General features: G+C 34.5%; 10 protein-coding genes. 2 read left to right on the top strand and 8 right to left on the bottom strand.

Features of this window, described 5'->3' with window-relative positions; all coding sequences use genetic code 11:
• Positions 1-9 precede the first annotated feature (9 nt).
• Positions 10-2,157 carry an InlB B-repeat-containing protein gene (locus MHI00_RS02715; RefSeq protein ID WP_341110890.1) on the bottom strand — a complete coding sequence of 716 codons (2,148 nt, stop codon included), beginning with the start codon at positions 2,155-2,157 and terminating at the stop codon, positions 10-12.
• A gap of 379 nt (positions 2,158-2,536) precedes the next feature.
• Positions 2,537-3,895: an FAD-dependent oxidoreductase gene (locus MHI00_RS02710; RefSeq protein WP_332631459.1), complete on the bottom strand. Its 1,359-nt coding sequence runs from the start codon at positions 3,893-3,895 to the stop codon at positions 2,537-2,539.
• A 477-nt stretch (positions 3,896-4,372) separates the two neighbouring features.
• Here MHI00_RS02710 and MHI00_RS02705 point away from each other — a divergent pair, with 477 nt between their 5' ends.
• Positions 4,373-5,278: an Rgg/GadR/MutR family transcriptional regulator gene (locus MHI00_RS02705; protein ID WP_341110886.1), complete on the top strand. Its 906-nt coding sequence runs from the start codon at positions 4,373-4,375 to the stop codon at positions 5,276-5,278.
• Between the two features lie 118 nt (positions 5,279-5,396).
• On the opposite strand, the gene MHI00_RS02700 is transcribed toward MHI00_RS02705, so the two are convergent.
• The 4 genes from MHI00_RS02700 to MHI00_RS02685 form a co-directional block, all read right to left on the bottom strand.
• On the bottom strand, positions 5,397-5,669 hold the full coding sequence (locus MHI00_RS02700; RefSeq protein WP_057000008.1) for a hypothetical protein: 273 nt from the start codon (positions 5,667-5,669) through the stop codon (positions 5,397-5,399).
• 195 nt (positions 5,670-5,864) lie between these two features.
• Positions 5,865-6,110, bottom strand: a complete 246-nt coding sequence (locus MHI00_RS02695; RefSeq protein WP_057000009.1) for a hypothetical protein — start codon at positions 6,108-6,110, stop codon at positions 5,865-5,867.
• 346 nt (positions 6,111-6,456) lie between these two features.
• Positions 6,457-6,726: a zinc ribbon domain-containing protein gene (locus MHI00_RS02690; RefSeq protein WP_057000010.1), complete on the bottom strand. Its 270-nt coding sequence runs from the start codon at positions 6,724-6,726 to the stop codon at positions 6,457-6,459.
• A 188-nt stretch (positions 6,727-6,914) separates the two neighbouring features.
• Positions 6,915-8,924 (bottom strand): KUP/HAK/KT family potassium transporter, encoded by a 2,010-nt coding sequence (locus MHI00_RS02685; RefSeq protein ID WP_010054651.1) that lies wholly within the window; start codon positions 8,922-8,924, stop codon positions 6,915-6,917.
• 414 nt (positions 8,925-9,338) lie between these two features.
• On the opposite strand from MHI00_RS02685, the gene MHI00_RS02680 reads away from it, so the two are divergent.
• Positions 9,339-11,528 carry a GH92 family glycosyl hydrolase gene (locus tag MHI00_RS02680; protein ID WP_341110880.1) on the top strand — a complete coding sequence of 730 codons (2,190 nt, stop codon included), beginning with the start codon at positions 9,339-9,341 and terminating at the stop codon, positions 11,526-11,528.
• Positions 11,529-11,813: 285 nt separating this feature from the next.
• Here MHI00_RS02680 and MHI00_RS02675 read toward each other — a convergent pair whose 3' ends face one another.
• Together MHI00_RS02675 and MHI00_RS02670 are read right to left on the bottom strand one after the other, a co-directional pair.
• On the bottom strand, positions 11,814-12,689 hold the full coding sequence (locus MHI00_RS02675) for an ROK family protein (protein ID WP_341110878.1): 876 nt from the start codon (positions 12,687-12,689) through the stop codon (positions 11,814-11,816).
• Between the two features lie 242 nt (positions 12,690-12,931).
• Positions 12,932-15,610: an alpha-mannosidase gene (locus MHI00_RS02670; protein WP_341110876.1), complete on the bottom strand. Its 2,679-nt coding sequence runs from the start codon at positions 15,608-15,610 to the stop codon at positions 12,932-12,934.
• Positions 15,611-15,620 lie beyond the last annotated feature (10 nt).

Genomic DNA, 15,620 nt, shown 5'->3' with positions numbered 1-15,620 from the left:
AACATAGTGTTAGATTTTATATTTACTTGGGTATAAGCCAATAGCTAGACAACCGATTAGTAGTAATCCCAACGTAGTCATTAGACTGGATTTTTCCCCAGTTTTTGGGAATGCTGAATTTTTAGCTGATGGTTTATTTTCCATTTTCGAAATACCACTACCCTCTGAGTCTGTTGAGTTAGAACTCAGCTTTTTCCAATTGGCAACTAATTTAAGCTCCCTATCAGGCATAGTCATTTTTCTAAAATCCCATAAATTATTCGCTTCATTATACCAACCAATGAAGGTATAGCCCTGTCGTGTTGGTGCAGGATTTGGCTCTTTTAAAGTGGCTCCAAAAACGATACTTTGTGACGGGTATTCTGCACCTTCTCCTCCATTTGAATCAAAAATGACAGTATACGTGTTTATTTGCCACTGTGCATACAACAATAAATCATTATCAGGCATTCTATTTGTTGAAAAATCCCAAACGATTCCTGATCCCGTTATACTGCTATTCCAACCACTAAAGGTATAGCCTGGACGAGTAGGAGTTGGTGTTGGTTCCATTACTGGAGCTCCAACCGCTACATTTTGTGCAGGAGGAATCACGCTTGTCCCACCATTTAAATCAAAATGAATAGTGCGGGTATTTACCTGCCATTGTGCATATAATGTTAGATCATTACTAGGTATTGATGTTGTGGTGAAATCCCATGTTGCTCCTGACCCATCTAAGCTTGTATTCCAGCCAATAAAAGTATAACCTGGACGTGTTGGCTTCGGTGTTGGCTCTTTGAGAATATCTCTAACAGCTAAATTTTGTGCTGGTGGAGTCACACTTGTTCCTCCATTTAAATCAAAGGCTACATTCGTAAAAAAGTTGTTATTCTCTTGAAAAAAGTTAAAACCAATATCTGTATCTAACGTTGCCAACCCGAAAAGAAAGGTTGAATAATCGATCCCTTGAATTGAGTTAGCTTTCCAAGTAGGATCTTCGATACTATATCGCCAAAGAATTTCTTTAGACTTATCGGATTGCAACTGGTAGATACCTTTTTTATTTGCGTATAAATCTAACAAATCTTGAGAACCACTAGGATTAACAGGTAAAAAACCCGAAATAATATGCGGCGAAATTATTATTGGCTGATTGTTATTGATTGCATCAGCATGATATCCATATCCTTCTGAGGATGCGCCAGCGCCATTTCCCCATTCGTAAGGATTCGTTTTATTCGTGAGTTCACTCCATAGTTTATCTGCTTGATAAGCATTTTCTATATATGGTTTGTATTCATCTGATTTAGAAAACATATTTACCATATAGTATGGGAATAGAAAAGTGAAGGAGGACAAATAATGATCTGAATTATCCGTTAACAGGTTGATATCATGAAAAGGTTTAGTTAACAGATTTTTTGGTGTCTCGTAATGCTTTTTCCATAGCTTGACTGCTTTGCTTTCTGGATTCCCACGATTTTGGTTGTAAGCAAACCACGCCACGATAATATATTCGTTATAAGGCAATGTAATTGAATTTGAAACACCCGTCCCGTCTTGATTCATCGTCAGATAAATTCCACCTGTGTCACTATCAGCAAGTGCTGCTTCAAAGTCAATCGAATGATAAAGTTTAGCAACAGCTTCACTAAGTTCTGCATCATTAAAATATTTTTCAGCAAATAATGCACCTGCTAAAAATATGGCAGTATCAATCGTGCTATATTCAGAATTCCACTCTTGCGCCCCTGTTTCCATATTGATAAAATGCCTGTAAAAACCATTTGCTGTTCTATCAGCAGAAAAACCTACTAGTTGATCTGTCATTGTAGCCACAGTTTGTTTAGCTTTTTCCAGTCCACCTTCTTCCCAATTTTTTTTATCGGCAATAGTTAATGACATTAAACCGACGCCAGTTGACGCAACAGATGAAGGATGATAATTTTCACCTGGTTCCAGTAATATACTATCTCTATAGACCCCTAAATCATTTCTTAAATCTCTAAAAACTTCATAACTATTTGCAAACAATCTATCTAATGTTTCTTTTTCAGTAGCTTGTACTTCTAACCCTTCTTTTTTGTTATCCCCTTGTGCAAATGCAGTAGTAGTAAAGGCTATTAAAAGCCCCAGTATAAAAAGTAACGTAACCAATTTTATTCTTATTTTCACACACAAAACCCCTTTTATAGTCTATCGAAACGTTTCTACAACATTCTACAACAGCTCTATCACGATTGCAAACGTTTACTTTTTAGAGGTTTGGTATTTTTCTTTTATTGTGTTATTTTAAAAATTTACTTAATGAAATGATATTTTTATTTAATAGTAACTTTTTAAGCTACTATTATTAATAACACTATGTAAAAATAATTATACTGAAAAACACGATTACAATATCAAATAATCCATAATATAAGCTCTATATTTAGTTATTTAATTATTTACAAACAAAAAACAGTTTGAGGATTTCCCTCAAACTGCCCTTATTGAATCTGACCTTTATTTTCTTAAAAATAACCAATCGGAACTATTTGACATAGCGTCAACTTTAAAATTTAGTTTCGCCTAAAGCCGATTGAGCTGCTAGATTTAACAAGCTCCATTGACGGTCAAAACCTGGTTGGAAGAAGAAGTCAGCTTCAGCTAAATCTTCTAATGTTAAGCCAGTTTTAATGGCAAGCGCCAGTGTATTGATGTGGGCAGTAATATCATATGTTGATAAGACTTGTCCACCAAGTATTTTATGCGATTTTTCATCAAAATTAAGTTTCACATAAACTTCAGTATTCCCATCATTTTTAACAAATGTTGGGCGCAACGTATCTTTGTAAAAGTTCCCTTTGATTTGTACTTCTGAGCGACTAGCTGAAAATTCATTTAAACCAGTCATAGCTAAATTGTATCCAAATACAGCTAAAGCACTTGTTCCAAGTACACCTTGGAATTTTTCAGTAGGTTGATCTTTTATTAGATTACGAATGACATATCTAGCTTCACGACGAGCCGTTGTCGCCAATGCTACAGGCGCGTGTTTTTGGCTTGCTACATTTAATGGCAAGATTGCGTCTCCAACAGCATAAACATCTTTGGCAGATGTACGTAAATACTCATCAACTTTAATTTGTCCACGCTCTTCTAAATCAACTAAACCTTCAAGCCAGCTAGTATTTGGTGTTACCCCAGCCGCTACAATGACTAAATCAGCATCCACAACACCATTTTGATGTTCAACACCTGTAACTTGTTTTTCACCAACAAAACCTTTTATTTGTGCCCCAAGTTCAAGGTTCACACCATTTTCTTTAAAAACTGGTGCTAAAATATCTGTCATCTCTTGATCTAAATAGTTTCCTAGGACATTATCAATCATATCAATGATTGTGACATTTTTACCAGCTTTAGCAAAAACTTCTGCCGCCTCAACACCAATATAGCCGCTACCAATCACGGCAACATTTTTAACTTTATCATCAGAAAGCTTGTCTTTGATTTTAAGAGCCCAAGCACGACCACGCATAAAGAAAATATTCTCTAAATCAGCATTTGGAACTGGTAATGCTGCCGGAGTAACTCCAGAAGCTAAAATAAGTTTGTCATATGTGTCAACCAACAGTTCACCTGTTGCTAAATTTTTAATGGTCACTTCTTTTTTGTCTGCATCAAAAGTTAAAACTTCGTGCTGACTCTTCACTTTCCCACCACGTTTTTCAATATCTTCAGGCTTGAAATTTCGTACATCATCAACTTGAGTAACCTTATCTTCCAGATACAACTGCATTCCGCATGATAAAAATGAGACAAAATCGCCTTTCTCATAAATCGTTACATCGGCACCTTCATATCTGTCTAAAATTTCTAACGCCGATTGATGTCCACCGTGACTTGCTCCTACAATTATTACTTTCATATAATCCCCCTTAGTTTTAGCTATTGCCAGCCTACTATGTACATAAGCTCACAATATACTTTAATAGTTAGTACTTTTTGGTACTATAACCATGATAGCACACTAAAGTTTATGATTGTATTATTTTGCTTTGCTAAAAAAGAGTTTAGTTTGCTATAGCGTTATTTTATGCTAGAACTTTTTTTGTAGGATACTAGGTTATCTATAACACGAGCCGCTATCTGTTTAGTACCTATGCTCTTCAACTATAACCATTCTTCTAGAAATAGATTCTTTTAAAAAGTGGCTTGTTTTGAAAGTTCTTAAATGAATCCATGCTATTTCCATAAGTTAAGATTTATTTTAACTTAATTTATTTCATATATTTTTAATAGAAAAGCATGTATAATAAATCGATAAATAAGCAATCTGCCAAAAATTAAAGTTACTTTGTAATAGGTTTTCTTATATATATTTATCTATAGAGGAGGCATTTATGTGAGAAAATACGGTGAAACAATTAGAAAAATCAGAGTGGGAAAAGGAATTAAACAAAGTGAGCTTTATAAAGACTTAATCTCCAAAAGCTATGCTATTAATTTTGAACAAGGCAAGCATGATATTTCCTTTAGTTTGTTAGAGGAGATATTAGATCGACTTTTAGTTTCTGTTGATGAATTTCAATATATTGACCGAGACTATAACCCAAATCATATTAACCACTTTTTTTCGTTATTTTCAAATTATGCAAATTCAAATAATATTGAAAAATTAGAAGAACTTTTGCTTGAAAGTGAACCTTACGAAGACAAACTCTCTTTAATAAAAACAGCTTTGGTAAAATCTAGGATTAGCCAAATGAAGGTATTCAATGAAACTGGAAGTCTAGTTAAAGCTCAAATAAGTCGGCACAATCAAGAAGTCATCCTTAACTATTTATCCTCTATTCAAACATGGACATATTTTGAAATAATCCTATTTACGAATACAGTAGAATATATGAACTCTAAAGAAAAAAATACTTATTTTGAGTTAATTTCTCGCTTTGTAAGCAAATATAAACACTATGAGTCTGCACATTCTTGTCTATGTACTCTCTATGTAAACTCGATTTATGATTTATTAACAGAATCTTCTATTACTCAGTCTAGATCTGTTTTAGATCTTTTAATGCGTGAGCTTAAAGAGTTATCCCAGAATCCAACCTATGGTTTTCATAGAATTATTTATAACTATTATGAAGGAATAATCCTAATGAATGATGCGAAAAATAATCGTCCTAATTTCGACAAAGGTGAACATAAATCACGCTTTGCTATTCAAATGTTGCAAGAACTTGAACAAACATTTATAGCTAGTATTTTTGAAACTACTTTAACTAATTTTTTAGATTCTCATCATTAAAACTAACTATTTGGAATAAATACTAGTAAAAAAGTAAGAGAAAAAACTGTAAAGGTATAAAACTAATCAGTATATGACTGATTAGCCTTATATCTTTAACAATCTATATTTTCTGTTTCTATTTTAAAACGTGACTAATCATGTTAAAAAGGTACAATAACAGAAACGAGACAAACCACATAATAAAAACAACAAGTAGTAACCATTCTCCGCCAGTTCTAGGTACTAAATTATTCTTATACTCTTTCTCTTTGACCCTCTTCTTTGAATCTGCTTCACTGAGTGAGTTATTTACATTTAATTGCACATCTTCAGTTTTTGCTGGAATTGACTCCATCATAAATATCCCAAACAAAAATACGTTAAAAAAAATAGTGAATTTTAATTTCATTTTTCTACCCTCCTTCCCTAATTTAATTACTATTTTAACTAAAATTAACTTCAACTAAATGTGTACGTATAGTGTTGCAGATATTTAATTTGTGGGAATCATGAAATATTCTTCTGAATTTATATGGTATTCCTGCTTTATATTACTATGTCCATTTTCTGAGCCCTATTCACTTTTTACGCAAGACTATACTTTTCAAAGTATAATTTGATTGCTACCATTTTTCATATCAAAATAATCATTCATGAGTAAGACTTCATTCACTTCTTCAATGCAAATAATTTTTTTAACACGAGTAAATCTTTGGACTACCATGGCTTTCACTTGCTCTATCTCAAAAGTAGCTGGTACAATAATTACTTTCCTAACAATCATTCCAGTTGTAGCTTCAAATTCGATATAATATTCTAAACCGTCATTCCAATGTTCTTCAATCAACATATACTTATCCTCATTTCTGTATTTCCTTCATTTATAAAATTACAATGGCCAGCATTTATTCATATTCTTTATATTCACTCGCCTTATGTGTATTTATTAACAAATATTTACAAGTTTTTTCTCACTAAACTTTAGTGTTAACTAGCCCTTAAAAATACTATACTCCTCCATTTTTCTTTTTGTAAAAAAGTAGTATATATAATACCCATTGCATTTCACATTAAAGGATTGATTAAAAAGTTATCATTATAAACGTTACTTTTTTAATCAATAAAATAGCCACCAACATGTACGTTGGTGACTACTCAAACTACTAATCATTATTTTATTTTTTTAAATGCCTACTTTAATTCCATCTTTCTAGTTTTTTCATGAATTTTTTTGTATACATCTTATTCAAAAAGAACTTTTCAATTTTATTCATATCGGATTCTTGGAATTTCTTTAAATTATAAGCATACATGCCGTCAAAATCTAAATCTGTTTTTGTCCATTCGCCATCTTGGTAACACTTCTCACAATACTTAGTTGATAATGTTCCATCTTTTTCAGTTCCAAAATCCGTCTCATCTTTTAAAGGCATGCCACAGCTTTGACATAGATTTGTTTTTGCCACTCTTCTTCCAACTTTCTATTTTTATTTACTTCATATTTTATGGGTACTACACTGGTACGTATAGCCTCACTCTATTATACCGCATATCTGAATGAATCACTTAATCTCAGCATTTTTAAATGATAAAAAAAGCTGCTAACTAAGAATCTGACTTCTTAAGCTAACAGCTTTTACTATTTATTCTCTATTTATTTATCGACACGTTTTAGAACTCGTGCTCGTTTCTTCCCTAAGAACAGCGGTACATTTTCAATTTCCACATCACTAGCATTAAGACCAAACCATTTTTCTGGTGAAACCGTATGACGTTTCAAGAAAAGTTTTGCCTGCATAATAAAGGTTTCATAACCACTTAGTTCCATTTCCATTGAAAGTTGTTCTTGGATAATGATAAAGCGGAAATCGCCAACTTTACGATCTGGCATCGTAGTGTAGTTTCGTGATTGAATATCTACTTCACCATTTTCAACAAGTTCAGTAACAATCTGGCGCAAGAAAACATTCAATTTTTGGCTGACACGGAAACCTAATTTCAATTGGACTTTAATCATATAGTCTGTTCCACCAATATTATCAACGGTGTACTCCGCTGTATAAGGTTCATCGGTTACCACGACGTTAACGAACCAATAAACATCGGCACGTTTTGGACGCTTATCTAAAATAGAATACATAATTTTAGACTCGACTTCACCTTTTTCTCGACTGTTTGTTAAATATACTAAGTTTGTTGCATATTTTTGACGGTCACCATCTTCACACAATTGCCCTAATTGATCACGATAATCTGCCAATGGTACATATTCCAAAAGGCGCATCTTAATCGAATGACTCTTATTACAAATATACATAACAAACAGAATCGCAACAGCAATCAAGACGGTAATATATCCGCCGTGCATAAATTTGACGGCACTTGAGATAAAGAAGGACATTTCAAACGCTCCAAAGAAAAGCAACATGGTTACTGCCAACCACATCGGCGTTTTACGTTTGATTAAATAGTTAAACAACAAAATCGTTGTCATTAACATTGTTACAGTAATCGCTAAACCATAAGCGGCTTCCATTCGATCTGAACTTCTAAAATGTAGCACAACTCCGATACAGACTGCCCATAAAATTGTATTAACCGCAGGAATATACACTTGTCCTTTTGACGTTGAGGGATACAAACTGTGTAGTCTCGGCATTAAGTTTAATTTAATTGCTTCTGAAACTAATGTGTAAGATCCTGAAATCAATGACTGGGAAGCTATAATTGCAGCTAAAGTGGCAATGATGACACCGTAGATTAGAAACGGTTTCGGCATCATTTGGAAAAAAGGATTCATATCTTGCATGGCTACCATTTTAGGATCATTTTTTGCTTCTAAAATCCAAGCGGCTTGCCCAAAATAATTTAAAATCAAGCTGAATTTAACAAATCCCCAAGTCGCATAAATATTTTTACGACCGGCATGTCCTAAGTCAGAATATAACGCTTCTGCCCCTGTTGTTGCTAGGAATACGCCTCCTAATATAAAGAAGCCCATTTTATTTTCATCACTGAATAAAACAGCAATTGCATAATGTGGCGATAGTGCACGAATCAAGGTGACATCTTTGACAATATTAACTAGGCCAAAAATTCCTAATGTTGTAAACCATAGTAGCATCACTGGACCAAATATTCGTCCAACGGCTTCCGTTCCAAAACGTTGAATTAAAAAAAGTGCACTAATAATCGTAATAACAATAATAATGATGACATGTTGATTTGCACCAAAAAATTCTCTGAAGACAGGAATTTCTCTTAATCCTTCAACTGCTGACGTTACGGTTACTGCTGGGGTTAACATCCCATCTGCTAGTAAAGTCGCACCACCAATCATGGCCGGTATTATTAACCATTTAGATTGCTTCCTTACCAAAGTATAAAGTGAAAAAATTCCACCTTCACCATGGTTATCTGCTTTTAAGGTAATCATGACATACTTGATGGTTGTCAAAATGGTAATTGTCCAAAAAACTAAAGATACGGCTCCTAAAATAAAATCTTCTGAAACGCCAGCTAAACCGCCATTCCCTTTTACAATTGCCTTCATTACATAAAGTGGTGATGTTCCGATATCCCCGTATACAACACCTAAGGCAACTAAAATCCCACCCATCGTAACTTTATTAAGATGATTTTGTCTATTATGATTTGCTTCCATACTCATTCCCTCTTGTAATTTAGTCTTTTTATTTTCATTATTTTTTGCCTATTATATCGTAGGAATAAAGACTTTTTTATCCGTTATACCCATGTCGATACTAAGAATGATTATACCAAATTTAAAAATAATAACAATGATATAAACGAAGATAATTTAAGATTTAATAAATGACTTATTTTCCAATAGAAATGTTTCATTTACTTCTATCATAAAGTCTTGATGACCAATCGTTACAATCCTTATAAACCAAGAAAATGATATATCATTATTTCAGTACAATCAATACTATTTACACTAAAACCTTAAATATCTAACTATACACGGTAACTCATTATGTTAAAATATACATATTGATATATCATTAAAAAAATCACTACTAAAAGTGAAATCCATTAAAAGCGAGGACTAATTATGTTACAGTATGTTGACACACGTCAAGGAACAAACAATGCTCACTCTTATTCTAACGGAAATACGCTCCCTTATACAACTGTTCCCTTCGGTATGAACCACTATGTTGTTCAAACAAATCATGAAGGCAGCTGGTTTTTCAATCCCAATCATCGTGTTTTTCAAGGTATTCGGGTTTCTCACCAACCGAGTCCGTGGATGGGAGACTTTGCTTCTTTCTTAATGACACCGATTGCAGGTTTCCATATGAAAGGTGATATCTTTAGTTACCAAAGTTCATATCGACCTGAAGAAGCTATTTATCAACCCCATTATTTAAAAATCAAACAAGCTCGCTACAATATTACCACTGAATTAACAGCAACTGAACGTGGTGGCCAGATGCGAATGACTTATGCAACAAAGGAACAACCAGGCTTTATTTTAAATGCTAAAGGTAATAGTTGGTATAAGTTGGATTCAGAAACATCGACTTTAACTGGTTTTATTAATAATTTTTCAGGCTGTTTAGATGAAAAATTCGGCATTTATTTCACACTAACTTTTGATCATAAAATTGATCTAAGTCAAACTGGCTATTTTTCTGAAAATGAATTTTTAACAGCTTCTGAAATGACTGGTGCAGATCAACACTTTATTATTCGTTTTCTAGATGCTACTGAGAAAACAGTTATCGCGAATTTTTCAACTTCTTATATTAGTATTGAACAAGCAGAACTTAATTTTAGTCGTGAAAATCAGCTAGGATTTAACGAGATGAAAGAGCAAGCAGCCAATCGTTGGAATCACTATTTAACGAAAATTATCGTGACGGATTCCGATACAGAAAAGGTTAAAACATTTTATACTTGCCTGTATCGAATGTTTCTTTTTCCACAAAAATTTTATGAATTAGATGAAAATAACGACCCAATTCATTACAATACAACTGCTAAAAAGGTTGATAAAGGGATTCTTTATACCAATAACGGTTTCTGGGATACTTATCGAACTGTTTATCCATTATATTCCTTAATTGCACCTGATGAATATAGAGAAATGTTAGAAGGTTTCTTAACCTCTTATCATGAAGCTGGGTATTTACCAAAATGGTTATCTCCAGATGAACGAGGTATGATGCCAGGAACATTGATTGATGCTGTAATTGCTGATGCAGCTGTTAAAGGTGTTATTTCCCGGGAAATGACAGAGTCTTTATTAGAGGCGATGTTAAAAGCTGCTACGAAACAAAGCACCTCTTCCATCTATGGTCGACAAGGAACCGCAGATTACTTGAAATATGGGTATGTTCCAACAACACATCATGAAAGTGTTAATCATACACAAGATTATGCTTACAGTGATTACTGTATTAGCCAAGTTGCAGATGTTTTAGGTAAAAGAGAATTGGCTAATACTTATCGGAAAAGCGCCTTGAATTATCGGAATATTTTTGATGCTAACACAGGATTTATGCGTGGAAAAGATGTGGATGGAAACTTCCGCAGTGAATTTAATTTATTGGATTGGGGTTTAGATTATACTGAAGGAAGTGCATGGCAGAACAGTTTTGCTGTTTACCAAGATTTCCAAGGGTTGATTAATGAGTATGGTTCAAAAGAAGCCTTCACAAAAAAAATAACTGAACTTTGCAACACTGAACCACGCTTTGATGTGCTTGGTTATGGTTTTGAAATTCATGAAATGAGCGAAATGGCTGCTGTGGATTATGGACAAGTTGCGATTTCAAATCAACCAAGCTTCCATATTCCTTATCTCTTTAACTATGCAGGTGAGCCCGCTTCTACACAAGTAGTAGTCAAACAAATTATGTCCCGCTTATTTAATAGTGGTTTTGATGGCTATCCAGGAGATGAAGATAATGGTAGTATGGCTGGTTGGTTTGTCTTTAGCTCAATGGGCTTTTACCCAGTGACTCCTGGTAGTGGTGAATATGTTAGAGGAATCCCGTTATTTGACTCTGTTGAAATCCAGTTAGCTAACGGAAAACAAGTTAGCATTACGACGGAAAATAACAATCCACAATCCAATTTTGTGGCTGATTTTAAATTAAATCAGTCTGAGTATCAAAAATTATTTATTACTCATGACGATTTAATGGCTGGAGCAACTCTTGATATTAGACTTGGCTTAGCTCCTGTTTACCGCGAGTATTCAAAAGATGAGTTGCCTTTTTCTATTCAGAAATAAAAGACGGGCTAGTTCTATACTTTTTGTTTAACATAAAGCCGTATAAAATCTACTTTTCTCAATGCAGATTTTATACGGCTTTATTTATTTAGTTTTAAATTAGTAAAATATATGCGCTATGCTTAGAATACGAACTGAAAGCCATTCAAAATAATAAAAAACATAAAATCGCTATTTATGAAAATGGATTTCATGCTATTTTGTCCATTTTAAAGATTTTGTCCTAGCCTCTTCTTGGATTCAGTCATTCATTTATCAAGAACGATAATTATTTTATTCAAAAACTTAACCAATTGCAGGATGTTTTTCTTTAAATACAGCCACTGCACCGACTAAGTTGGCATCATTCTTATGCGTACATGGAACAATTACTGGTAAAAAGTCCTTTAATTCTTTTTCCTCAAATCGAGTTTGAATGCGTTGGTTAATTTCTTTAAACAACTCTTCTTTTTCAGAAATCCCACCGCCAATCACAATCATTTCAGGATCTAACGTAAATTGAAGATTGAATAAACCTAAACTTAAATAATGGTAAAATTCATGGACGGCTTCAACCGCATCTGCCTCACCTTTTTCAGCTAAATCAAAAACTTCTTTGCCTGTAAAAATAGAACCTTTATGTTCGGAATAACGTTTTGCCATATTGGCTGCTGTTCCTAAATCACTGAAGCTGCGCCCATCATCCAACACCATAATGCCAAATTCGCCACCATACAAATGTTTGCCTTTATGAAGTTTTCCATCAACAATCACTGCGCCGCCAATTCCTGTACCAATCACAACAAATAAAATATCCTTTTTGCCTTTTGCTGCTCCTTGCCAAATCTCTGCTAAAGCAGCACAATTCGCATCATTTTCGATTGTAACAGGCAACTCCAATAGTTCTTCAAAAGCAAGTTGGATTGGAAAATGATGAATATATGGGATAGCACTAATTCCGCCTATTTCCCCTTTCTCCGTATCTACTGACCCAGGTGCGCTAATGCCTACACCTGTCAGTGTAAATTCATTTCGTAAGGTATTTTTCACCTCTAGTAATTTTGCTTGTAATTGTTCCCAAGTATCTGGGGTTGGAAAATTACTTTGTGCCATTAACTCTCCATCCGACCACACACCGTATTTAACTGCTGTTCCACCCATATCAAATGCTAAAATAGCCATGTTCGAAACCTCCTTCGTTTAATCAACAAGTTCATTTTAATTATAGCTTTTTTATAGTGAATGCGCTATCTTTTAGTAGATAAATAAATGAAACTATTTTCAAAGTTCTTTATCTATAATCAAGAAAATACAAAATAACTAATCAATTTAAGAAATCAAATTGGATATTTGACAAAAATTCTAGGCAACTTTATATTCGTTGCCTAGAATTTATTTTGCTACTCTTCTATTTAGGTTTAACCTTATTTCCAACGATAACTAATAATCTCATACGGCAAGGCTGTTGACTTCACCTCACCAGTGATTGGTTCTTCTAACAAATTACATAATTCAGCTGTTTGATTGGCAATTGCTAATCTAAACTCAGCAGGTTCACCGGTTAAATTATATACTCGTGTGACAATATCTGTCCCATTTTCTTTGCGTTTAAAGGCAGTTAATGCTACATCCTCACCGGCTACAACAGCATACTGATGATTTGTTGGTAAGTCACCTGTATGCAACGTTGTTTGATAGCTACTAAATGGAACTTGTGCTGCCATCGCTTCGTGGTAAGTTCTTGTACTATCTTTGGCACCATGGAAAGAAACCCCATATTGAACAACTGATTCTCCCAAACATTGGGCTTCTGGCGTTGGGAAGTAGCCCCAATCACCTAATTCTCCAACGGCTCTTAGCAGTGTCACTGCAATAGTTGTTCTGTCATTTAAAATTTCATATTCATTTAGACCAAAGTTTGCAACTGTGACGCCAGCATTTTCATTATGGACGTTAACAAAAGCATGTTGATGTTGTGGATTGGTAGGATTTTGCCAAGCTGGATCTACTTTATTTGGTCGTTCTGCCACTTCGTATATACTATCAGCATAATGAACAGCGGTCTCAATACCCGTTGGAAATAAAACACGTAAACGGTGGTCACGCATTTGGTTATCAAAGCTTGTTGTAAATTTTAATTGCTGACTTCCTTTTTCTAATAAAACTTTAGTTTTCAGCTGAAGTGTCGCCGTTTCTTTTGAACGTTCTGCTTGGCGGTATCTAAACTCAATCACCGCTTTTTGTTCCTCAAGTAGCAAATCTTCCATTGCTACAGGGATTTCTAGCTCATGGGTGATTTCAATTTCTCCATAATTAGCCGAATTATGCAAGATTTTTACTTTTGCTTGGCCATCTTTAGAGAAAATTCCTTGATCATGGTTCGGTTTTTTAAAGATATATTCATTGCCTAGGTCGCCCACATCTTCAAAGTTCAATAAATCAACGTAGGTTTCTTCTGTCACTTTGTCAAGAACGGTTAGTAAACCATTTTTAGCAACTTTAACGTCTAAATAGTCATTTTCTAATTGATAACCATTGTCAGAAATGATTGGTTTTTCAGTTGTATCGGATGTTTCGCCATAAACTAGTGCGAAGGTTTCCCATGATAGTGGCGCCATCTGCTCCATTATTAACTGTACGGTTACGTATCGAGCCATGAAAGGTTGTCTGAATTTATCTTTTGGTAAATCGTAGCCGAATTCTACTCCTTCATCGATGATTTCTGCTGAAACCTCTTCGCCAGCAGCATTTTTCACGATAAAGTTTGGTAGTGTCTCTGTTTTTAATTGGTGATAGAGTTCATCTGGCTTTCCTTCACTAAAAGGCAGGCGTTTAATTTCTAAACGGACGTCCATCAAACCGGTCTTCTTAGAACCACTTGTATTAAAGACTACAAATGGAATAGCTTCTTTGTCTGAAAATTCGGCTGTTTGGATTGAACGAACTAATTTTTCAGCGGCTTCGTCAGCCACATATTTTCCAACTTCATGGGCTTTCTCAAATCGTGTCACCATTTCACGATGGACCTCATCGACACTGCAACCACAGATACTATCATGAGGATGGTTCTGCATCAATGTTTTCCAGGCATAATTTAATGTATCATGAGGATACTCTCCGACGGATTCATATGCCATCGTAGCCAAAGGTTCAGCAATATTTTCTAGTTGGCGTGAAACTAAGGTGTTCCATTGTTTTAAATAAATGCGTGCAGATGCCGTATTCGCTAGTGTGTACCAACCTTCTGTTTCTTGTGAGGTAAGTTCTCCAGTTACGGTACTTAAATCTGCTGGTAAATCAGCACGCATTGCTGATATATATTCGTCAAAACCAGTTTGGACAAATTCAATATCTGGATAAAGTTCATTAGCAGTTCGGATTGCTGCAGATAGATTTTTTTGCACAGGCTGATGATCGCATCCGTTCATCATCAATAGATGATCGGTGGAGGCATAGGCTTCGGCATCTTTTAACTTCCAATCCCAGAATTTTTTAGCGGCTTCTTTTTCAACTGGGATTTCATTACCATTACTGTACCAATTAGCAAATAATAATCCTAGAATTTTAGAGCCATCTGGACCTTCCCACCACATTTCTGAATATTGTGAAGCATATTTTTCATCATTGATCACGACATTATTGAAGCCTGTTGGTTTAACACCGCGTCCAAAGGCTGCCACATCAAAGCCAGCTTGTAACATCATTTGTGGTGTTTGTCCCATATTGCCAAAGGTATCTGGGAAGTAACCTAATTGAACTGGCACACCCCATTTTTTACTTTCTTCCATCCCGACTAACATATTGCGGGTATTAGATTCACTACTAGTTAAGAAAGAATCTTGTAGAATGTAAAATGGTCCGATACGCAATTTACCTGCTGTAATATATTTTTGTAAAAGATCACGTTTTTCAGGGCGAACTTGTAAATAATCGTCTAAAATAATCGTTTGACCATCTAAATGAAAACTATCGAAATCTGGATCTGTTTCAAATAATTCTAACAAATCATCCATCAATTCCACTAAACGCATGTGGTGTTGCTCGTAGGCCATATACCATTCACGATCCCAATGGCTATGGGCAATAATACTTACTTTTTTCATTTTATTACTC

The sequence above is a fragment of the Carnobacterium sp. FSL E2-0243 genome, from assembly GCF_038003605.1.
GTDB lineage: Bacteria > Bacillota > Bacilli > Lactobacillales > Carnobacteriaceae > Carnobacterium > Carnobacterium maltaromaticum.
Note: the sequence above shows the minus strand (reverse complement) of the source record. Positions and strands in the feature narration are given on the sequence as shown.